Here is a 19388-nt window from a genome sequence, read left to right as displayed (position 1 = left end):
GATGGAGAGCGACCTTGCCTCTGCGTAGCACTTTCACGCGTTTCTTCCAGTTGGAAGCTGCCAGCGGTCTGTTATTGATCGCCGCCGCTGCTCTGGCTTTGATCATCAACAATTCCCCGCTGTCGTGGCTTTACAGCAGCTTTCTGGACACGCCGGTCGTGGCGCAGGTCGGCGCGTTGCAGATCGCCAAACCGGCGCTGCTGTGGATCAACGACGGCCTGATGGCCCTGTTCTTCCTGCTGATCGGGCTGGAAGTGAAGCGCGAAGTCCTTGACGGTCAACTGTCGAAACCGTCGCAAATCGTCCTGCCCGGCGCAGCGGCGATTGGCGGCATGGTGGTTCCGGCGCTGGTCTACTGGTTTCTGAACCGCGAGGACCCGGCAGCCCTGAGCGGCTGGGCCATCCCGATGGCCACCGACATCGCCTTCGCCCTCGGCGTACTGGCCTTGCTGGGTAAGCGGGTACCGGTGTCGCTGAAGCTTTTCCTGATGACTTTGGCGATTATTGACGACCTCGGCGCAATCATCGTCATTGCGATCTTCTACTCGGGTACGCTCTCGACCCTTTCGCTGACTCTGGCCGCGACGTGCATCGTGGCACTGATCGCGATGAACCGCCTCGGGGTGGTCAAGCTCGGGCCGTACATGATCATCGGCCTGATCCTTTGGGTTTGCGTGCTCAAGAGCGGCGTCCACGCGACACTGGCCGGTGTGACCCTGGCCTTCTGCATTCCCCTGCGCACGAAAAACGCCGAACCTTCGCCGCTGCTGACCCTCGAACACGCCCTGCATCCATGGGTGGCCTACGGCATCCTGCCGCTGTTCGCCTTCGCCAACGCAGGCCTGTCCCTGAGCGGCGTAACGGTCGAAAGCTTCACCCACCACGTGCCGATGGGCATCGCGGTCGGCCTGCTGCTGGGCAAGACCCTCGGCGTCTTCGGCCTGACCTGGCTGGCGGTGAAAATCGGCATTGCCGCCCTGCCCCAAGGCGCCAACTGGGGCCAGGTATTGGGCGTGGCAATCCTCTGCGGCATCGGCTTCACCATGAGCCTGTTTGTCGGCTCCCTGGCCTTCGTGCCCGGCGCCAGTGAATACGCCGGGATGGATCGGATGGGGATTTTGACCGGCTCGATACTGGCGGCATTGATTGGTTATGCGGTGACGGCGGCGGCGAGTCGCAAGAGCACTGCGCTGCAATCCTGATAAACAGAGACAACTCTTAGAGTCATTCAAGACTCGTCCTACAGCCACGATCAGCCTCGTTCGTTAACGTCGCACAGCCCCTTTTTCGGGGGTTGTCGACGTACGAACGCAAGGAAGATCAGTGGCTGGCAATAAGGACATTCCCCGGGTTCAGAACCCACCGTCAGGCGACGGACATCAGGTCACTCACCGCTTCATGACGGAAGAACCGCGATTGGGAGATGGTTGATGTCGTGCAGTTCAGCTTGCGCGGTAGTCTTTGAAGATAGCTCGCTGAAATATGAGCTTGATGTAGATACTGCCTTTAACGACCAGATTGTGCAGCTCCTCGGCCATAAAAGCCTAAACGAAATGGCAAGCGGAGAATGGCTATTAACAGCTGAGCAAGCCCAGCAAATTGGTGCTTTGATCAATCAACCCATCCCCCGAGACCTTGAAATATTTATCGGAGTTGAGGCGTAGCTCCACGGGCACCGAGACCACTAAGGCGAGTTCGACGAGCCCTGGAAAATTCGATCAACTTTGCAAACGACTGATTCGTGGTCTGAGAAAGTATGCTCAACAAAAGGACCTACTGAATTACCAACACTATCGAACTCTCCCAGCAATTTTGAAGACTAGTCCTACAGCCACGATTGACCTCGTTCGTTAACGTCGCACAGCTCCTTTTTTGGACCTTCGACGGACGAACACGAGGAAACAACGCAGGCGCTGGAAGGATTCAAGGAAAGTAGAGAAATGAAACGTTTCATAGAGGTCTTCGACAAACAGATCGAGAAACTACTCCTGAGTGCGCAGATCCCCGACAACCGTCTCGACGAACTAAGAGAACTGATGAACTGATGAACTGATGAACTGGCTACAGCATGACGACGAATTCGACGGCTACGATCTGTCTCCAGAGCAAGTGAAGATACTGGAAGGATGGACCGGTAGAACCTGGCAGGATGTAAACCACCTCGTACAACTGGTATGCACGGAATAACCCACGTCTACCAAATTCACCAAGGGTCTGCGCGGGTGCCTATCAGGATTTGATACGCATCAGACGCCAGATAAAAGAAGCGTCCGGGCATCCCGTGTTGCCCAACTAAATCGGTTGCCATCGATGCGGCAGAAGCTCGTCGATTTCATTGGCCCGCTGCGTCGGCAATCGAACCAGCACATCTTTTAAATAAGTATACGGATCATGCCCGTTGAGCTTCGCCAACTAGATCAAACTCATGTTCGCTGCGGCCCTTTTGCCGCTACGCAGGGACCCCGCCAACAATCAGTTTGAGCGTCCGATTGCCCAGGGCCGGTTCTATGTCCTATGTCCTATGTCCTCCACCCATTTATTATCAATGCGCACTGCCCCGTCATCGAGATAGCGCGACATGAGCCACTACCCGATCAGCCTCTTCTGATTAGGGTCTTCCATTGATTGCGGACTGCACTCAACAGCGCTCCCATCAGGCATGTTATGGGTAACTTTTATGCGCCATGTATTTCAGAAATGCCCTAGTAACAGCCAAATTTCTGTCGGTACTCTACAGGCGTAAGACCGGTCAATTCCTTGAACATACGTCGCATATTTGAGTCGCTGCTAAATCCGAGTTCCACACTGATTGTGCTGACAGGTACTGAGGTAAGAGCAATGCGTTCACTGACTTGGTTCAGCTTGACACGCCGGGCATAAGATCCCACTGCAAGGCCAGTTTCCTCTCTTACCTTACGAGCGAGTGTACGTTCAGACATTCCGAGCTTTCCCGCCAATACCTTCACCGTGATCTGTTCAGCCGGCATCTGCTCAATCAGAGCATGCAGCTTTCGCAGGAGCTTGCCGGACTGCTCTATCAGGCTCATGGCCTGGAAGGCAGTGTGAGAGAGTGCGGGACGAGGGAGCACCATCAACTTGATTAAGTCGCGAAAGACTTCGGGACTGACATTCCGCTCTATCAGCGTCTGGGCAATAGGCAGATAGCCGTTTACGCCCGAAGCGGTGGAGGTTCGCTCATTGAAGACGCAGTTCTGCTCGCTCCGCCAGTGCACCTTCTTGTAGCGCTGTACCATCGCTTCAGCGAGCCACCAAGTCACCGTCGCCGGCTGGTCTCTCAACTGGCCGCTGGCAGCCAGCAGACAAACTCCCGTGCAGTAACTCCAAAGCTGACATCGCCTGGAATGGCTCGACAGGGACGCCACTAAGTTTGCATGGTTAGCCAGAGTCTTTTCCACCTGCTCTGCGGATTCCGCCCAGAAACCTGGCACGAGGATGGCGTCTAACTCGCTATTGGCGAGGGTGTACTTCGCTTGCAATGTTACGTCATTAGCACATTCCACTGGCCCTGCCTGCAGTGCCACATAGCAGGTTTCAAAAATCTCGCGCCCCGTGCGCCGGTTAGTGGCGTGCAGTAGATCGGCGAAGGAGAGCAGACCTGCGGGCATGCACTGGGGATACAAAAGGAGGCCAACTCGTAAGGTTTTAGACATGGCTTAAATTGAATCAATTATGACTAATTCTGCCATTATGGCCGCAGAATCAGGCGTGCACAATGAAGCCACTCCCTAAGAGGCTTCATGATGAAAATTCGGCAAATACGCAACGCTACGATAATTCTCGAATTCGGCCTCACCCGTATCCTCGTCGATCCTATGCTCGCGCCGAAAGGTGCGCTTCCACCTCTACGCTTGTTCGGCGCCAGATTGCGAAACCCGTTGGTTGACTTGCCTGAGTCAGCTGCCAACGCCCTTGAATCGGTGACGCATTGCCTGATCACGCATTGTCAGAAGGGGCACTTTGATCACCTGGATCGGGCAGCGACGCGCTGGCTGAGGGAAAAGCAGATTCCAGTGATCTGTACCCCCCGCGATGCTCCATATCTGGCCAAGCGTGGCTTAAACATCCGACCGCTTACGAACGACCACGAGCAGGGTATCCCCTTCCTTGGCGGCACGATTCACACGGTCAAATGTACCCATGGAGAAGGCTTTATTGGCAAATTGATGGAGCATGGTGTCGGTTACTTCATTGAGATGCCGGGGGAACCCAGTATCTACCTGAGTGGCGATACGATTCTTTCACCTGCTGTACGGGAGTTCGTTTTACGCCATCAGCCCCAAGTTAGCGTAGTGCCAGCCGGTGGTGCACAGTTCGATATCGGTGGCGAAATCATCATGGGAATTGAAGAGGTTGTTGAGTTCACAAGAATATCCAAAGGTACAGTTGTAGCGAACCATTTAGAGGCGGTGGGTCATTGCCCGGTATCCCGTACTGATCTTTCAGCGGCAGCAATTCGTGCAAATATCGAATCGAGACTGCGTATTCCCGCAGATGGCGAAACCTTAGAGCTGACTAGGTGTTAATACTGTTTCCCTACCGGAGAGCAGCGGGAGGTCAGTGTTGAACCTCCCGCCTTTCATGCAACCCCTTTATGACGTACCCATTCCTCGAGACAGATCGGCGGACGTATCGGATGCTGCTCGGTGCTCCCCTTCCGGTTTCACGGCCACGTCCGAGTGATCAGTCGTTTTTGTCACCGTATCGCGTACCGCTTCAAAGCCTTCCCGTGCCTGTTGTTTTACCTTGTCGGCCAGGCCTGCGCTGGTTTTGCCCATATAGCGTTGCTCAGTCGCTGACGAAGGGAATGCCGCCCCCAACATGGCCCCTAACGCGATACCCGCAGCGGCAACCATCAGGGGCTGCTCCTTCAGCAACTGGCTGAATTGATTGCTCATCACGTGTGTACCGCGCACTAAACGGTCGCTGGCGTCATGAACGGCATGGCTGATGTTTTCGGTGGCAACCCCCAAGTTGTCACCAAGGTTCGCCGCTTTGCCTTTAACGGTTTGGAAGCCCTCCTTAAGCGTGTCCGCAGTCTGGTGCAAATGGTCACGGGCGCTGTCGATACCATCAGCAAGGCCATCGGCCCATTCCCCTACTTTGTCCTGATCCGGGCCCACGCGATAACCTGGGTGAGCGGATGGTGGACGGTTCTGGCTCATCATCAACCACAGCAAACCAACCGACGTCAGCACCGCAGGAACGGGATTATTACGAACGCTGGTTCCCAAGTTGGTCAGGAACGTCGTGCCGTTGCTCTGCATGAAGGACAACGCCTGATCGAACACCTGACCCGGCGTGAATTTGCTTTCCAGGGCATCAACGATGTTGCCTATGCTTGCCCGCTGCGCGTCTATTTCACGTTCGATGGCCTCGGGGCTTTTCTGCGACTCGGTTTCGAATTCACTGTTCATGAGACTTTCCTCCGCAGCGCTTCCTGGTCTTTATTCAAGGCATCCAGCGTGCGATCAGGCTTAAAGTGGGACGGCTCGAACTGTTTTTTCCCAGACTGCAGCATGGCGAACCCTACGATCATCACCACCGCACCGACAATCAGCGCTGCCAACCACGGTGCCATCACCGTGCTGAGGCCATACACGGCGGACATCAACAAAATGATGAACCCCGCCAGCAGCACAATCGCACCACCCGCGACACCGGCAATGCCTGCCTTGAGTGTCGTGAGACTGGCTTGAAACTCAGCTTTGGCCAAAGCGAGCTCCTTGGTGAACAGCGCGGGTACTTCGCGGGACAGCTGCCGTAACAACCCGACGACCGAAGCGTCAGAATCAGGCGCGAGCACCGGTCTTACCTCCGGCAAATCTTGATCTTCTCTGTTCATCACAGCGCTCCTTTGAAGGATGTAGAACCGGGTGTCGAGTTTGTCGCGACGTCCGAAGGATGGTCTTGCTCATTTGGCGAAGCCGGGGTGATGCCAGTGGCCAGACCGGGGCTTTGATCGGTGCGAGATGGAACGGAGGTTTCATAGGGTCGTTGAGCGCCAAAACCACCTGATGGAGGCATTGAGTTACCTGCTGCCGGGTCGCTAGAGTCGGTGAAGGTCGCCGCAGGGGTGCTACCGGCCTTCAGAAAGCGCGATAGGCCAAAACCCAGTGCAATGCTGCCAGCAATGAACAGTGTCGGGTTGTTACGAGCCAGGTCGGCGCCGTCATGGAGCAATTGTTCGGCACTTTTTCCACGCAGGTTCCCGGCTAGGCCGCTCATGGATTCCGCCATCTCAGCGAGGTAGTCGGACATGCCGAGCGCGTCTTTGCTTTCAAGTTCGGAAACGACGGATTTCGCTCCCTTTGCCAACGCCTCAATCTGGTCTGCTGCCTTATCTCGGTATTCACCGAACTGCGCGTCAGCCTGCTGTCTGGCGCCGCCAAGCGCCTCAGTTACGTTTTCTTTCAAGTGTTCGAAGTTCTGCTCTGACCCTGATGAGTCGGTTTTATCTGCCTGACTCCCAGTGGTGCTGTCTGTAGTATTCATGTCGTCCCTCGCCTTCTGAATGAAAAAGCGTTATCAGGGTTCGCCACGAAGTACCCGTAGCCCCCCTCATTCCAGATGACGGAGCAGCGTTATGGAGAGTTCCAACGGAATGATGAGTGATGCTCTCAGTCCGTCGCTTGGATGGCGGTGGACTCACTTACCTGCACCAGCTACGAGGAAAGAAGAGGTAACGGCTTAGGCGTTTCGCGGGCAATGCATGGTGAACCGTGGCTCGAGCGCGAAAGGGTCTAAGGATTAGGGACGTAAAGGTCTACTATCGGGGGCGAGCCCCTAGCCAATGAATTAGGTTAACCCTATCAAACGCGTACTTCCACGACGCTTCCTCAAGATCCTTCAGACAAAAGTCATTTGGCTGGCTCCCGTCGAGACGACCAAGCATGCTGTCGACTTTAGAAATACGCCATTTAGTAGAGCAAAGTTTTCTACCAACTCGTTGTGAATGCACTGTCGATCCGGGAACGGTATTGACGGTAAGATTTTTCCACGCCCACATGCAAACACGATTATGGAACTGGTCAGCGACCCATTCAGAGCCGATTTGGTGTGCTACATGGGACTTTGTCGAGATTAACTATATTGAATCAGACAAAACTGAAAGCTACATACATAAAAAACCCCGACCAGTCACCTGATCGGGGTTTTGCTTTACTACCCGTTCCCGCTTAATGCGAAACGCGGCTAGTACCATCCACAGTAGCAATCCGCACCCGCTCGCCAACACGGAACACTTCATTCTCCTGAACCTGTTGCACGTAGGCGCGCATGCTGCCGTCGTCTTCGCGAACGGTGATTTCCACGCCTTGGGCGCGGGTCAGGCCTTCTTCTGTGGCCGAGCCGATCAGGCCGCCAGCAACGGCGCCGATAACTGCAGCAACGATGCTGCCACGACCGCCACCGATAGCGCTGCCGCCAACACCACCCACCGCCGCACCGGCTAGGCCGCCGATTGGGGTTTTGGTGCCTTCGATTTTCACCGGACGCAGGGATTCGATGGTGCCCATGCGAACGGTCTGCACGCGACGCGCTTCGTCACGGGAGTAGGAGTCACCGGTCAGGCTGGACTGGCAACCAGTGAGCAACATCGCCATCGTGGAAAAAGAAGCAACCAGCAGAACAGACTTACGCATAGCATCAACTCCAAAGGACAGGTATTCATTAAACTCCGCAGCTTGACGCCTGTCACGTCATCGCCCGGATAAAATTGGTTTGATTCAGGCCCGGTACAGGCGCCTCCACGAACTCACCACACAGTAACGGCAAATTCCGGAATCTGCGCCGCCGCCTCCAAGGATTGTCATGGATTACTTCATCATTGTCGTCACTACTGTTGCCGGATTGTATTTCCACTGGTGGCTATACGTGCGGATCAAACGCTGGATGGACCGCGATCTGGCGTTGGCACTGGCGGGTAAAGACGAGCAGAAAAAGGCTTTCATGCTCCAGCAACTGGCGAACGCTCAAGCGCAGAGGATCAAGCGTCGAGACCTGCCGCAGTGGCTGGAAGCCGCTGCGGCAGGCTATCTTGATCGGTAGACTGTTTAGGGTGCCAGACGTTCAAGAATCCAGTTAGCGCCCTGCAAACGGTAGTTGAGGCGATCGTGCAGGCGGCTCGGACGACCCTGCCAGAACTCGATGCGCTCCGGTAACAAACGGTAACCACCCCAGTGCTCAGGGCAATGAGGTTGCGTGTCGCTGAAACGTTGCTCGGTGTTCTTGAGCAGCGCTTCCAGCTCGGCACGATCGGCGATCACCCGGCTCTGGGGCGAAGCCCAGGCACCGAGGCGACTGCCCAGCGGCCGGACCTGGAAATAGGCGTCGGACTCCTCGGGCGTAACCTTCACCACCCGCCCTTCGATGCGCACCTGGCGCTCAAGGGCCGGCCAGAAAAAGGTCATCGCCGCGAACGGATTCGCGGCCAGATGCTGGCCCTTGGCGCTGTCGTAGTTGGTGAAGAAGGTGAAACCCTGCTCGTCCAGCCCCTTGAGCAGCAGAATGCGGCAATGCGGCCGACCGTCCTGATCGACGGTGGCCAGGGTCATGGCGTTGGCTTCCACCGGCACCTGCTCGGTTTTCACCGCATCGGCGAACCACTGATGGAACAGCGCGAATGGCTCGGCCGGGGCTTGTGCCTCGGTCAGGCCATCACGGGTGTAGTCGCGACGCATATCAGCCAGGCCCTGGGTCATGGCGCATTCCTTTTGGTTAACGAATCACTTTTTTACAGTATCGGCGGCGGCAGCGTCTTTTTTCGTGTCGGCAGCGGCTTTGACCGGAGCAGTCTTCTTCGCCGGAGTCGCAGTTTTAGCCGGCGCTTTCTTTGCAGCGGCTTTCTTGGCCGGGGCCTTTTTCGCGGCAGGCACAGCGGCTTTCTTCGCAGCAGGCGCAGGGGCGACCGGTTTGACCACTGGCTTGACGTCCTGAGCAACGACCACCTTCACTGGCGCCGGGGCTGGCATGTTGTACTTGCTCAGCAACGCGACCATGGTGTTTTGCGGGGTCACCAGCAGTTCGACGCGACGGTTCAAGGCGCGGCCTTCATTGCTGTCGTTGGCAGCACGCGGAGCTTCACCACCCATACCGCGCAGCATCAGGCGATCACGCTGCAGACCGCTGAGGCGGAAAATCGCTGCCACGGCCTGGGCACGCTCCTGGCTCAGTTTCACGTTGGCCGGTGCGGCGCCCGACGTATCACTGTGGCCGAGCACCAGCACGGCAGTCTTTGGATCAACTTCAAGGATTTTCGCGACGCGAGTGAACGGGCCGAGGGTCACCGGCAGCAGCATTGCCGGACGGTCAGGGTTGAACGAGCCTTCTACCGGCGCGGTCACCACCAATACGTTTTCACGGCGCTCGAGTTGCAGGTTGCTGCCCTTGATCGCTTCGCGCAGGCGCGGTTCGTAGTCGTCGAGCCAGGCCTGGGTGACTTTCGGATCAGGCATCGGCACGGCTTTGGCGGTGCTTTGCTCTTTACCACCGAACGGCCACCACCATTTGCCACCTGCATCGGCCTCAGCCTTGGCCACAGCGGCAGGTTTGGCTTCAGGTTTTACCTCTGGTTTTACTTCTGGCTTGGCCGGGGTCTTGTCGGCGGCATCATCGGAGCCGAACGGCCAGTACCAGGGGCTGGAGCTTTCAGTCTTGGCTACCGGAGCCGTCGCGGCAGGCTTCAGGGGTGCTGGGGCCGAAGCCGGAGCCGGGTTTTTAGCGGCGACTTTGTCGGAGGAACCGAACGGCCACCAGCTGCTGCCATCCGAGTCATTTTGTGGAGTTTGTGCGCAACCGGTAATAGCGAAGCACAGGGCCAAAGCGAGAGTTTTATTGGAAGACATTGGATATCCACAAAATGAAGTAATGAAAAATCAGGCCGGATTGACCCGGAAAAACAGACGCTTGGAAACCATAAAGGCCTTGGGGTTCCGGCCCTGGAACCCCTGAGCGCGATTTACAGACAAGTGGCCAGTACCCGCACAAGCTTTTGCGCGCGCGGATCCATCAAGACGTACGGCCCTAAGGTATTTGTCACAAAGCCGAAGGCCACATCGTGTTCCGGGTCAGCAAAACCGATGGAACCGCCGGCTCCCGGATGGCCAAACGCACGAGGGCCGAGGCCGTACGTGGCGTTGGGAACGTCCGGTTGATCGAGCATGCAACCCAGGCCAAAACGGGTCCGGGTCAGTAAAGTCTTGTCCTCGCCGAGGCTGTGCTCGCGCGTCATTTCGTCGAGCATTTCGCTTTCCAGCAAGCTGCCATCGAGCAGACCGGCATAGAACCCGGCCAGGCTGCGGGCATTGCCGTGGCCATTGGCGGCCGGCTGCTGCATGCGTCGCCACTCGGGTTTGTTGGTGCTCGTCATGATCGACGGCGGGTTAGTGAACGCCCTCGTGGTCATGGCCGCCGGCTCGCGCATCGTCACTTGCAGCAAACGCTGGGCGGCGGCGTCGCCGACATTGCCCTTGCCACGGGCGATGTGCGCCACGCGATGAAACTCCTGGTCCGCCAGGCCGACGTGGAAATCCAGCCCCAAAGGCTTCGCGACCCGCGCCACGATGGACTCACCCGGACCGCGACCGTCGGCACGACGCAGCAACTCGCCGACCAGCCAGCCGTAGGTGATCGCGGCATAACCGTGGCCTTGACCGGGCGTCCACCAAGGCGTTTCAGCCGCCAGGGCGTCAACCATGGTTTGCCAGTCGTAAAGGGCTTCCGGGGCCAACAGCTCACGCAGCGCCGGCAGACCGGCCTGATGGCAGAGCAATTGACGCAGGGTCACGGACTCTTTGCCGGCGGTGGCGAACTCGGGCCAGTAACGGGCAACCGGTGCATCCAGTTGCAGCTTGCCTTCGGCCACCAGTTGCAGGGCGGTCACCGCGGTGAAGGTCTTGGTGCAGGAGAACAGATTGGCGATGGTGTCGCTGTGCCAGGCTTCGGTGCCGTCCTTGTCAGCGCTGCCGGCCCAAAGGTCGACCACGGTTTCACCGCCGATCTGGATGCACAACGCTGCGCCACGTTCCTGAGGATCGTCGAACAGCGCCGCGAAAGCCTCACGCACCGCTTCAAACTTCAGCTCGTAAAAACCCTGAATCTGCACCTGCAACTCCTCTGGATAAACGCTCTACAAAGTGGCCGCATTGTTCCAGCCATTGACAGTTTTGGGAACAGGGCCGGGCCGGGCGGTCGCCATCCCGCCCGGGTGAAACACTCAAAAAATCTTACGTGCCTGTCAGCACTCAGTGGCCATTGCCGGAATGCCCACCCGCATGGCCAGCGCCCTGCCCTGCGCCTTTGCCAGCCTCGCCTTTTCTGCCGCCCTCAGCTTCATGACCGGCGTTATCCGCCTCAGCCTTGGCCTTCTCGGCTTCTTTACCGAGCTGATCGACGGTCTGCAAATTACTCTTGCGAACGCTGTCGACGAACCCCTGGAACGGCAGATCGGTGATACCCACCAGACCAAAATGACCGTTCTCGCCATCCAGCAGACGACCGGTCACCGGTTGGTCAAGGTATTGGAACCAGTGCACGCCGACGATCGACGGTTCGCTCATCGCCTGTTTGAGGAAATTGGCGTAAGCGGACCCACGGTCTTCTTCCTTCGCCAATTGCGTCACGCCGCCCCAGAACGGGCCGCGATCCGCGGAGCCGAAGTTGAACTCGGTGATCAGCACCGGTTTGTCCAGACTGCGCAGCGTGGCGAAGTCGTAACCGTCCTGCGGTTGCAGGGTGTACATGTTGAAGCTCAGCACGTCGCAATACTGGGCGCAGGACTCAACCGCTTCCGGGGTGCTGATGGCAAACCGGCCACCCAGCAACAGCTGATTCGGCGCGTGCCATTTGAGCGAGTCGGAGAGGGTCTTGAAGTACGTGTCGGCGAAAACCTTCTGGAAGTATTTGAAGTCGGCTTCGATTTCCGGGTGTTCGGCGCTTGGCAGCGGCGGCACGAAGCCCGGGTCTTCCATCAATTCCCAGGCCGGCAAATCAATACCCCAGGCTTTGGAAAGGCCCGCCTGATTGCGGTACTTGTCCCGCAATTGCTTGAGGAATGCGCGCTTGGCCGGCACGTCGGTGGTCATTTTCAAGGTGCCGTAGGCCAAGGCGTAACGGGCTTTCGGGTCGTCGCCGGGACCGGCCCAGGCCAATTCGTTGTCGGCAAAGTAGCCGATCAGCCATGGATCGTCGCGATGGTCGCGCGCGGCGATGGCCACGGCACGTTCGGTGGCCATGGCGAATCGTGGGTCGAACGGATCGGGCATGCCGCCCCACCAGTCGTTGCCGGTGCTGATGCTGGCGTAATCGCCGACGATCGACAGCGGCAAGGTGTACGGCACGCGATCAGCGTTGGCCAGCGCTGAGGCACTCCAGTTGCCGATAGTGTTGAAGCCCCAGGCTTGCAGGCGATCAAGGGTGTGGCTGGCCCAGCGCTGTTCATCAACCACCGCTTTGCAGGGTTCGGCAGGTGTTTGCTCAGCTGCTTTCGCGGCGGTCGCTTCAACGGCGCCGGTCTTGGCGGCTTCGGCGACACCGGATTCGGCCGTCGAAGGAACGACTGGTTGCTCAGCAGCCTTCTCCACCGTTGCCGTTGCCGCAACCGCGTCAGCCTTGGCCGCTTCGGCGACACCGGCCTTGGTGTCGCTGGTCACCACACACGGCGGACCATACAGACGCTGCAAGTTGGCGCCATAGAAGTCGTACCAGCGACCGGCATTGTAGCCTCGACCCTGATCGGCGCCGTTGCCACCACGGCTATCGCCTTCGCCATAATGGCTGGCCAGCGGTTCGTCGGGTTTGGGCAGCGATTCAAACATCCACTCGCGGCCGGCGACGTAGGTCTGGTCGACGTCCGGGGTGACGGTGTTGACCCCGAGCGAATAGAACGGATGCCCTTCCGGCGTCACCAGGTACCAGCGACCGTCGCGTTTTTCGGTGCGGAAAAAGCCGCTGGCCCTGAATGCCGGGCCTTTGTTCCAGCCACCGAACTTGTCCAGTGACGACTTCTCGCGCTCGGCCAGCCAGGTTTTCAGTTGCTGATGTTCCTTGGCAGCGGCGCTTTTCATCTGCTCGTCGCTGCTGACTTTCTCTGGCCATTTGGCCCGGGTCGACTGGCCGTAAGCGTCTACAAGACCGCCAAAAGCCGCTTGGGTAACCGCATCGCCGTCCTGCACGCCAAAGCGCTCAAGCAGAATGCTTTGCGCGACTTTCGGCTGATCCATCGACAAGGTCACCGACACCACATGGCTGCGCTCCAGCTCACCGGCGCTGCTGGCCAACAATACGCGCTGACCCTCAAACGTCATCGGCATTGGTGGGCCGGCTTTCAGGCCCAGGCTCAATGGCGTAAAGGGCTGCAGCGGCACCAATAAGGTTTGCGCAGGGCCGGCCGGCAAGTCGACGCGGCTGACCAGCGTCTTGCCATCATTGCTCTGGATTTTCACGTACAGGGTCACAGCCCAGTTCATTGCGCTCTGAATCCGCAAACTCATGAAGCCCGACTGGGACCAGTCCCAGGCGCCCGTCTGCGGGGTCAGACGCAAGGTCGGTTGTGCCACCGGGTTGAACGTCACCCGACGCAGCACTTCGCCTTCGGCCGTTTGCTCGGCGTTGGATTGCGGCAGGCTGGCGTCCTGAGTCGCCACCTGGACCACATCGGCGGGGCGCACAAAGTTGAACAGCGTCTGTTGGCCGGCAGGGGCTGCCAGCAAAGGGGCTGCGAACATCAGAGCGAAAACGGCAGGTAACGAACGGCGCAGCGAACGGCGAATCATAGGAACGAGGTTCTCCCTAACGACCTTCAATGGGGCCAGTGGAAAAGCGATGGTTGAGAGATAGACAACGCGGTGGGCAAATTTGCCCACCGGTGTATCAGGAAATTTCACGCCGGAAGGGTGGCAACGCATTGAGGATTGCCTTGCCGTAACGCTGGGTGACCAGGCGTCGATCGAGCAAGGTGATGGTCCCGCGGTCTTCTTCGGTGCGCAGCAAGCGACCGCAGGCCTGAACCAGCTTCAGCGAAGCGTCCGGCACGGAGATTTCCATGAACGGATTGCCACCTCGAGCCTCGATCCACTCGGCCAGGGCCGCTTCGACCGGATCATCCGGCACCGAGAATGGAATCTTCGCGATCACCACGTGTTCGCAGTACGCACCGGGCAAGTCGACCCCTTCGGCAAAACTCGCCAGGCCGAACAGCACGCTGGAATCGCCGCCATCGACCCGCGCCTTGTGCTTGTTCAGGGTTTCCTGTTTCGACAGGTTGCCTTGAATGAACACTTGCTTGCGCCAGTCGCGGTCGAGGCCGTCGAACACGTCCTGCATCTGTTTGCGCGAGGAGAACAGCACCAGGGTGCCGCGCGAACCTTCCACCAATGCCGGCAAGTCGCGGATGATCGCTGCGGTGTGGGCCGGCGCATCACGCGGATCGGCCTTCAGGTCCGGCACCCGCAGCACGCCAGCGTCAGCATGATGAAACGGGCTTGGGACCACCGCGGTCACGGCTTTTTTCGGCAGACCGGCGCGCATGCGAAAGCGATCGAAGGTGCCGAGCGCGGTCAGGGTCGCGGAGGTCACCAGAGCGCCGTAAGCCACGTTCCACAAATTGCGACGGAGCATTTCCGCCGCGAGGATCGGGCTGGCGTTGACCTCGATGTCGAACAGCGAGCCGCTTTCGGCCAGGGTCAGCCAGCGGGCCATCGGCGGGTTGTCTTCCGGGTCTTCGACGGTGAACGCAGTCCACAACTCCCAATTGCCCGAAGAACGGGACAACAGGCTACCGAACAGCGGATACCACTCTTCGGCCTGGTTGCTGGCGATGCCGATGTTGACCTCGCCGTCCATGCCTTCCTTGAGCAGTTCGGTCAGTCGGGTAAAGACATCGGTCAGACGGGCAAAGCCCTTCTTCAGCTCGATGCCCATTTCGCGCATGTGCTCGGGAATCACCCCGCCGACGAAGCGATGACGCGGCCGCTCGCGACCTTCGACGTCTTCGCCCGGTTTGAAATCGGCGACCTGCTCGCAGGCGCTGAACATGAATTGCTGCTGGGTTTTGATCTCCCGCGCGAGTTCCGGCACCTGCTCGATCAACTTGCCCAGGTCGCCTGGCAGCGGATGTTGGGCCAGCAACTTGGTGAGGTTCTTGGCGGTGGTTTCCAGCCAGTCGGCGGTGGACCGCAGACGCGTGTAATGGGCGAAATGGCCGATGGCCTTGTCCGGCAGGTGGTGGCCTTCGTCGAACACGTAGATGGTGTCGCGCGGGTCCGGCAGCACGGCGCCGCCGCCCAGTGCCAGGTCGGCCAGGACCATGTCGTGGTTGGTGACGATCACGTCGACCTTGCCCATGCCTTCGCGGGCCTTGTAGAAGGCGCACTGGCCGAAGTTAGGGCAATGGCGATTGGTGCATTGGCTGTGATCGGTGGTCAGGCGTGCCCAGTCGGCATCTTCCAGAGCGGTGGACCAACTGTCGCGGTCGCCGTCCCACTTATTGCCGGCGAGTTTCTCGATCATGCTGGTGAACAGCTTCTGACTGGCCTCGTCGACCTCGATCTTGAAGCCTTCTTCTTCAAACAACTGCGCCGTGGCAGTTTGCGCGTGACCTTCCTGGAGCAACATGTCGAGCTTGGACAGGCACATGTAGCGCCCGCGCCCCTTGGCCAGGGCAAAGCTGAAATTCAGCCCGCTGTTGCGCATCAGGTCGGGCAAATCCTTGTAGACGATCTGCTCTTGCAGGGCCACGGTGGCCGTGGCAATCACCAAGCGTTTGCCGGCGGCCTTGGCCGTGGGGATGGCGGCCAGGCTGTAGGCCACGGTTTTGCCGGTACCGGTGCCGGCTTCCACCGCGACAATCGCGGGGTCGCCACTGCGCCGGCCTTCGTCGTCGGTGTCGATGTCACCGAGGACCTTGGCAATTTCGGCGATCATCAGGCGTTGGCCGTAGCGCGGCTTGAGGCTCTTGGCTTCGAGAAAACGCGAGTAGGCGCCCTGGATCGTGGTTTTGAGTTCGGTGCTGATCATGGATTGTCGGGCGCGAAAAACGCTGGATAAATTTTCAGTGGTTCGGATGGGCCGCTATCATACCCCGCTAATTAATCCCGCGCAGAACGGAGTACCTCAATGACACCTTTTGGCCTTGTTTATACCCTGCATGTCCTGTCCGCCCTGGTGTGGGTGGGCGGCATGTTTTTCGCGTGGATGGTCTTGCGCCCCGCGGCGATGAAGGCGTTGGAGGGCCCTGCCCGGCTAAAGCTGTGGGTTGAAGTGTTTCAAGGTTTTTTCCGCTGGGTCTGGGTCGCGGTGGTGCTGTTGCCAATCAGCGGTGTGGGCATGATTCATTTGCAGTACAGCGGTTTTGAAGCGGCGCCGCGGTATGTGCAGGTGATGATGGGGTTGTACGTGGTGATGACGGCGCTGTTTATCCGGATTCAGGCGTTGTTGTTGCCAGAGTTGCGCACGGCGGTGGCGGCGCAAGATTGGCCGACCGGGGCTGCGACGCTTGGGAAAATTCGCAAGTTGGTGGGGATCAATCTGATTGTCGGGTTGGTGCTGGTGGCGATTGCTGCGGCTCGGCCGATGTTCTAAAAGCATCGCGAGCAAGCTCGCTCCCACAATGGATCAGTGCAATCCCTGTGGGAGCGAGCTTGCTCGCGATAGCGATCGATCTGGCGACCAAAACCTCGGAAATTGCTTACAACCGCTGAACGGTTACCGAACCCGCCGCACCCGCGGACCCCGGCTGACCGTCAGCGCCAGGGCGGCCGCTCTTGCCGCCATCGGCCTTGTAAACGAAACAGCCCTTGGCCTTGCCACCCGCGCCCGGTTTACCGCCAGGCCCGGCCACACCACCGTCACCACCAGCCACCTGAACCTTGATCAGTTCCGACGGGAAATCACGCGGCACTTCCAACCGAACCAGTGCACCCGGCGCGCCCGGCTGACCGTCGTTTCCATCACTGCCATCGGCACCACGACCGGCCTGGCCCCAGGTACAACCCGGGGCCTGACCGTTGGCCCCATCGAGACCGACGAAACCCGGTGCGCCCACGCCGCCGCGAGCGTCCACCAACAATTGCGGTGCACTCAGTGCCTTGATCTGCAAGTTCAGGTTACGCCCGGAGCGGGCTGCCTTGAGGTAAGTTCCCGGCGCGCCGCGAGCCGTGATCTGGCTGCCTTCCGACAACTGCGCACGACTGACCTTCAGCTCAAGCGGCTGTTCGCCGGGTACGATGGCGATCCGCGCTTCACGACCCAGACGCAATTCACCGACGGATACCTCGGTCACATTCGAGGGAATCAACAACGTGCCGTAGTCGGCCACTTCCAGGCGTTCCAGCTGCAAGGTGCTGGCGGTGTTGGGCAAACGCATCAGTGAGTTGGTTTCGACGCTCACCACCTGGGCGCAGGCCAACGGGCTGATGAGTGCAGCGAGCAGACAGAGTTTACGCATGGGAAGCCTTAGACGCGGTCGGAGCCGGGATGGTTTGCAGGTGGAAAACGCCGAAAAAGAGGATCTTCAGGCGATCAAGCCAAGGATGAGCGCGACCTCTGAGGCTGCGGAAACAGAACACCGCCTCAAGAAGATGAAGGCATGCCAGCAGGCTGCCGGCCAGATCGACCAGCAGGTGCAGAGGATTGACAAACGGCATGAGCTGATTGACCAGCACCACCAGCCAGAACAGCAGGGTCAACAACTTCCCCAACCCCCAAAACACGTTCATACGCTCCCCCGTTGAGAATTATTCTTTGCGCGCACAGTACCGGCTTCCACGCGGGATAAGCCAGAGGGCAACGGAAAATTCTTCATGAAGGCCGCCGAATGGCCGCCGGACTGACTTCAATTGTGGTCCGACGGCTCTATCACGGGGCTCAGCGATTGATGTGCAACTCCACCCGACGGTTTTTCGCCCGTCCTTCTTCCGTTTCGTTATCGGCCACCGGCTGACTTTGGCCCTTGCCCTCGCTGGTGAGCTTGTTCGGCGCCAGGCCCTGGCTCAACAGGTAGGCCGCCACGCTACTGGCGCGACGTTCCGAGAGTGCCTGGTTATAGGTGTCCGAGCCGATGCTGTCGGTATGACCGATAACCTTGATGCTCACCACATCGGCGCTTTGCAGTTTGGGCATCAGCGAATCCAGCTTGCTCTGCGCGGCAGGGGTCAGTTCGGATTGGTTGAAGGCAAACAGTACGTCGCCCGCGTCGCTCAGGGTGATGACCTCCGATTGAGCAAGTTCAGGTTTCACGCTGGCCGGGTACTGCGGCAATGGGCAACCATGATGTTCCACGGGGGTATTGGCTGGCGTATCAGGGCAGCGATCGCGTCGATCGAAGACACCATCGTCGTCTTCGTCGCCATCCTGGGCGTAACAGATCAAACCACCGGTCAAGATACCAAGCGCCGCCCCACCGGCCGCCCAACCGCTACTTTGGAGAGCGCCCAGACCGCCACCGACCAGGCCGCCGATAACGCTGCAGATTGGCCAGGTTCGTTGATTGAGGGGGGCGGTGCCATCGCTGTGAGTAGCGCAACCGGTCAACAGGCTGCCCAGCAGCACAACCGGCAAGACGGTCCGTGTGAGAACACTCATGGTGAAAGCTCCTGTGTTACCGGCCAATGCCGGTCACACAGGAGTAAAGACCCGCATCCGCGACTGCACAAGCCGCGGAGTATGAGGTGTTTAGCGGTTGATTTTGATTTCCGTGCGACGGTTCATCGAGCGGCCGTCAGCGGTGGAGTTATCGGCAACCGGCTGGCTTTCACCGGCACCGGTGACAGAGACGAAGCTGCTGCGTGGTACACCTTGGGAAATCAGGTATTCAACTACCGAGTGCGCACGACGATCCGACAGTTTCTGGTTATAGGTATCGCTGCCCACGCTGTCGGTGTGACCGGTTACAGTCAGTTGGGCGTTAGGCGCTTCCCCTTTCAAGCGAGTGGCGATTTTATCGAGTACCACTTTGTCGGCAGGGGTCAGTGTGGCCTTGTCGAACTGGAAGTGAACATCGCGAATGACGATGACTTCTTCTCTAACCACGGCCGCTTCTTCGACCACTGGCGCAGGCACCGGTGGAGGGCAACCGTCGGCATCGACGCGCACGCCTCTAGGTGTACCCGGGCACTTGTCGCGGCTATCCGGCACGCCATCGCCGTCTTCGTCGCCATCACCGTGAACCCAGCAATAGGCCGCAGCCGTGCCGCCGACGAGCAGCGCGCCATACCCCGCCCATGCCGAGCTCTCGGTCGCACCGAGACCTGCACCCACGACACCACCGACCGCCGCACAGGTCGGCCAGTCGGTTTTCTGCAAACCTGCGCAACCAGTCAACACACTGGTTAGCAGAACCAAGGGTAATGCTGTGCGAACTATGCTCATCGAGT

20 protein-coding genes and 1 pseudogene are annotated in these 19388 nt (G+C 58.9%); 6 read left to right on the top strand and 15 right to left on the bottom strand.

Translation table 11 applies throughout. From position 1 onward, the window contains the following. The first annotated feature begins 14 nt into the window (after positions 1-14). Positions 15-1202, top strand: a complete 1188-nt coding sequence (gene nhaA, locus ACIQU2_RS16675) for a Na+/H+ antiporter NhaA (RefSeq protein ID WP_403142611.1) — start codon at positions 15-17, stop codon at positions 1200-1202. Positions 1203-1430: 228 nt separating this feature from the next. Continuing rightward, entirely contained in the window at positions 1431-1664 is a 234-nt protein-coding gene (locus ACIQU2_RS16670) for a pyocin S6 family toxin immunity protein (protein ID WP_347802811.1), read from the top strand. Between the two features lie 628 nt (positions 1665-2292). Here ACIQU2_RS16670 and ACIQU2_RS16665 read toward each other — a convergent pair. Further along, positions 2293-2580 (bottom strand): annotated as a pseudogene (locus tag ACIQU2_RS16665) (transposase domain-containing protein); the annotation flags it as partial. A gap of 122 nt (positions 2581-2702) precedes the next feature. Continuing rightward, positions 2703-3671 (bottom strand): helix-turn-helix domain-containing protein, encoded by a 969-nt coding sequence (locus ACIQU2_RS16660; protein WP_347802810.1) that lies wholly within the window; start codon positions 3669-3671, stop codon positions 2703-2705. Between the two features lie 87 nt (positions 3672-3758). Between ACIQU2_RS16660 and ACIQU2_RS16655 the strand changes: the two genes are divergently transcribed. Next, entirely contained in the window at positions 3759-4544 is a 786-nt protein-coding gene (locus ACIQU2_RS16655; RefSeq protein WP_347802809.1) for an MBL fold metallo-hydrolase, read from the top strand. Between the two features lie 66 nt (positions 4545-4610). Here the strand turns inward: ACIQU2_RS16655 and ACIQU2_RS16650 are convergent, their stop codons facing one another. Genes ACIQU2_RS16650 through ACIQU2_RS16640 form a run of 3 tightly spaced genes read right to left on the bottom strand, consistent with a single transcriptional unit; the run spans position 4611 to position 6513 of the window. Further along, positions 4611-5435: a DUF3618 domain-containing protein gene (locus tag ACIQU2_RS16650; protein ID WP_403142608.1), complete on the bottom strand. Its 825-nt coding sequence runs from the start codon at positions 5433-5435 to the stop codon at positions 4611-4613. After that, on the bottom strand, positions 5432-5863 hold the full coding sequence (locus ACIQU2_RS16645) for a phage holin family protein (protein WP_347802807.1): 432 nt from the start codon (positions 5861-5863) through the stop codon (positions 5432-5434). The genes ACIQU2_RS16650 and ACIQU2_RS16645 overlap by 4 nt, the downstream gene beginning before the upstream one ends. Further along, positions 5863-6513 (bottom strand): hypothetical protein, encoded by a 651-nt coding sequence (locus ACIQU2_RS16640; RefSeq protein ID WP_347802806.1) that lies wholly within the window; start codon positions 6511-6513, stop codon positions 5863-5865. The genes ACIQU2_RS16645 and ACIQU2_RS16640 overlap by 1 nt, the downstream gene beginning before the upstream one ends. Before the next feature lie 398 nt (positions 6514-6911). On the opposite strand from ACIQU2_RS16640, the gene ACIQU2_RS16635 reads away from it, so the two are divergent. Next, positions 6912-7166 (top strand): DUF1652 domain-containing protein, encoded by a 255-nt coding sequence (locus ACIQU2_RS16635; protein ID WP_403142605.1) that lies wholly within the window; start codon positions 6912-6914, stop codon positions 7164-7166. Positions 7167-7196: 30 nt separating this feature from the next. Here ACIQU2_RS16635 and ACIQU2_RS16630 read toward each other — a convergent pair whose 3' ends face one another. Then, positions 7197-7661 carry a glycine zipper 2TM domain-containing protein gene (locus tag ACIQU2_RS16630; RefSeq protein ID WP_017336812.1) on the bottom strand — a complete coding sequence of 155 codons (465 nt, stop codon included), beginning with the start codon at positions 7659-7661 and terminating at the stop codon, positions 7197-7199. 169 nt (positions 7662-7830) lie between these two features. On the opposite strand from ACIQU2_RS16630, the gene ACIQU2_RS16625 reads away from it, so the two are divergent. Then, positions 7831-8067 carry a hypothetical protein gene (locus ACIQU2_RS16625; protein WP_347802805.1) on the top strand — a complete coding sequence of 79 codons (237 nt, stop codon included), beginning with the start codon at positions 7831-7833 and terminating at the stop codon, positions 8065-8067. Positions 8068-8072: 5 nt separating this feature from the next. On the opposite strand, the gene pdxH is transcribed toward ACIQU2_RS16625, so the two are convergent. The 5 genes from pdxH to dinG form a co-directional block, all read right to left on the bottom strand. Next, positions 8073-8720: a pyridoxamine 5'-phosphate oxidase gene (gene pdxH / locus ACIQU2_RS16620; RefSeq protein ID WP_347802804.1), complete on the bottom strand. Its 648-nt coding sequence runs from the start codon at positions 8718-8720 to the stop codon at positions 8073-8075. Positions 8721-8744: 24 nt separating this feature from the next. Further along, positions 8745-9863, bottom strand: a complete 1119-nt coding sequence (locus tag ACIQU2_RS16615) for an OmpA family protein (protein ID WP_403142602.1) — start codon at positions 9861-9863, stop codon at positions 8745-8747. A 113-nt stretch (positions 9864-9976) separates the two neighbouring features. Next, a complete protein-coding gene (locus tag ACIQU2_RS16610) occupies positions 9977-11122 on the bottom strand; it encodes a serine hydrolase domain-containing protein (RefSeq protein ID WP_403142599.1) in 1146 nt (381 codons plus the stop codon). 139 nt (positions 11123-11261) lie between these two features. After that, positions 11262-13790 carry a beta-galactosidase gene (locus tag ACIQU2_RS16605; protein WP_403142597.1) on the bottom strand — a complete coding sequence of 843 codons (2529 nt, stop codon included), beginning with the start codon at positions 13788-13790 and terminating at the stop codon, positions 11262-11264. Between the two features lie 97 nt (positions 13791-13887). After that, entirely contained in the window at positions 13888-16032 is a 2145-nt protein-coding gene (gene dinG, locus ACIQU2_RS16600) for an ATP-dependent DNA helicase DinG (RefSeq protein WP_347804926.1), read from the bottom strand. A 99-nt stretch (positions 16033-16131) separates the two neighbouring features. On the opposite strand from dinG, the gene ACIQU2_RS16595 reads away from it, so the two are divergent. Beyond that, a complete protein-coding gene (locus ACIQU2_RS16595; protein ID WP_403142595.1) occupies positions 16132-16596 on the top strand; it encodes a CopD family protein in 465 nt (154 codons plus the stop codon). 106 nt (positions 16597-16702) lie between these two features. Here ACIQU2_RS16595 and ACIQU2_RS16590 read toward each other — a convergent pair whose 3' ends face one another. From ACIQU2_RS16590 to ACIQU2_RS16575, 4 genes are all read right to left on the bottom strand, one after another. After that, positions 16703-17461 (bottom strand): collagen-like protein, encoded by a 759-nt coding sequence (locus ACIQU2_RS16590; RefSeq protein WP_403142592.1) that lies wholly within the window; start codon positions 17459-17461, stop codon positions 16703-16705. Then, on the bottom strand, positions 17454-17732 hold the full coding sequence (locus ACIQU2_RS16585) for a DUF1145 domain-containing protein (RefSeq protein ID WP_283183272.1): 279 nt from the start codon (positions 17730-17732) through the stop codon (positions 17454-17456). The genes ACIQU2_RS16590 and ACIQU2_RS16585 overlap by 8 nt, the downstream gene beginning before the upstream one ends. A 148-nt stretch (positions 17733-17880) precedes the next feature. Further along, entirely contained in the window at positions 17881-18597 is a 717-nt protein-coding gene (locus ACIQU2_RS16580; protein WP_403142590.1) for an OmpA family protein, read from the bottom strand. 90 nt (positions 18598-18687) lie between these two features. Further along, a complete protein-coding gene (locus ACIQU2_RS16575; RefSeq protein WP_347804921.1) occupies positions 18688-19383 on the bottom strand; it encodes an OmpA family protein in 696 nt (231 codons plus the stop codon). Positions 19384-19388: the final 5 nt, after the last annotated feature.

The sequence above is a fragment of the Pseudomonas sp. NPDC098740 genome, assembly GCF_044760065.1.
GTDB lineage: Bacteria > Pseudomonadota > Gammaproteobacteria > Pseudomonadales > Pseudomonadaceae > Aquipseudomonas > Aquipseudomonas rossensis.
The sequence above is the reverse complement of the archived record's forward strand: the minus strand, read 5'-3'. Positions and strand labels throughout refer to the sequence as shown.

Bases quoted from the DNA above. Each gene is read 5' to 3' on its own strand.
- ACIQU2_RS16650 (WP_403142608.1), bottom strand. From the start codon at position 5,435: ATGAACAGTGAATTCGAAACCGAGTCGCAGAAAAGCCCCGAGGCCATC.
- ACIQU2_RS16645 (WP_347802807.1), bottom strand. From the start codon at position 5,863: ATGAACAGAGAAGATCAAGATTTGCCGGAGGTAAGACCGGTGCTCGCG.
- ACIQU2_RS16670 (WP_347802811.1), top strand. From the start codon at position 1,431: ATGTCGTGCAGTTCAGCTTGCGCGGTAGTCTTTGAAGATAGCTCGCTG.
- pdxH (WP_347802804.1), bottom strand. From the start codon at position 8,720: ATGACCCAGGGCCTGGCTGATATGCGTCGCGACTACACCCGTGATGGC.
- ACIQU2_RS16655 (WP_347802809.1), top strand. From the start codon at position 3,759: ATGATGAAAATTCGGCAAATACGCAACGCTACGATAATTCTCGAATTC.
- ACIQU2_RS16635 (WP_403142605.1), top strand. From the start codon at position 6,912: ATGCTGTCGACTTTAGAAATACGCCATTTAGTAGAGCAAAGTTTTCTA.
- ACIQU2_RS16625 (WP_347802805.1), top strand. From the start codon at position 7,831: ATGGATTACTTCATCATTGTCGTCACTACTGTTGCCGGATTGTATTTC.
- ACIQU2_RS16575 (WP_347804921.1), bottom strand. From the start codon at position 19,383: ATGAGCATAGTTCGCACAGCATTACCCTTGGTTCTGCTAACCAGTGTG.
- dinG (WP_347804926.1), bottom strand. From the start codon at position 16,032: ATGATCAGCACCGAACTCAAAACCACGATCCAGGGCGCCTACTCGCGT.
- ACIQU2_RS16605 (WP_403142597.1), bottom strand. From the start codon at position 13,790: ATGATTCGCCGTTCGCTGCGCCGTTCGTTACCTGCCGTTTTCGCTCTG.
- ACIQU2_RS16595 (WP_403142595.1), top strand. From the start codon at position 16,132: ATGACACCTTTTGGCCTTGTTTATACCCTGCATGTCCTGTCCGCCCTG.
- ACIQU2_RS16580 (WP_403142590.1), bottom strand. From the start codon at position 18,597: ATGAGTGTTCTCACACGGACCGTCTTGCCGGTTGTGCTGCTGGGCAGC.
- ACIQU2_RS16630 (WP_017336812.1), bottom strand. From the start codon at position 7,661: ATGCGTAAGTCTGTTCTGCTGGTTGCTTCTTTTTCCACGATGGCGATG.
- ACIQU2_RS16590 (WP_403142592.1), bottom strand. From the start codon at position 17,461: ATGCGTAAACTCTGTCTGCTCGCTGCACTCATCAGCCCGTTGGCCTGC.
- ACIQU2_RS16615 (WP_403142602.1), bottom strand. From the start codon at position 9,863: ATGTCTTCCAATAAAACTCTCGCTTTGGCCCTGTGCTTCGCTATTACC.
- ACIQU2_RS16640 (WP_347802806.1), bottom strand. From the start codon at position 6,513: ATGAATACTACAGACAGCACCACTGGGAGTCAGGCAGATAAAACCGAC.
- ACIQU2_RS16585 (WP_283183272.1), bottom strand. From the start codon at position 17,732: ATGAACGTGTTTTGGGGGTTGGGGAAGTTGTTGACCCTGCTGTTCTGG.
- ACIQU2_RS16660 (WP_347802810.1), bottom strand. From the start codon at position 3,671: ATGTCTAAAACCTTACGAGTTGGCCTCCTTTTGTATCCCCAGTGCATG.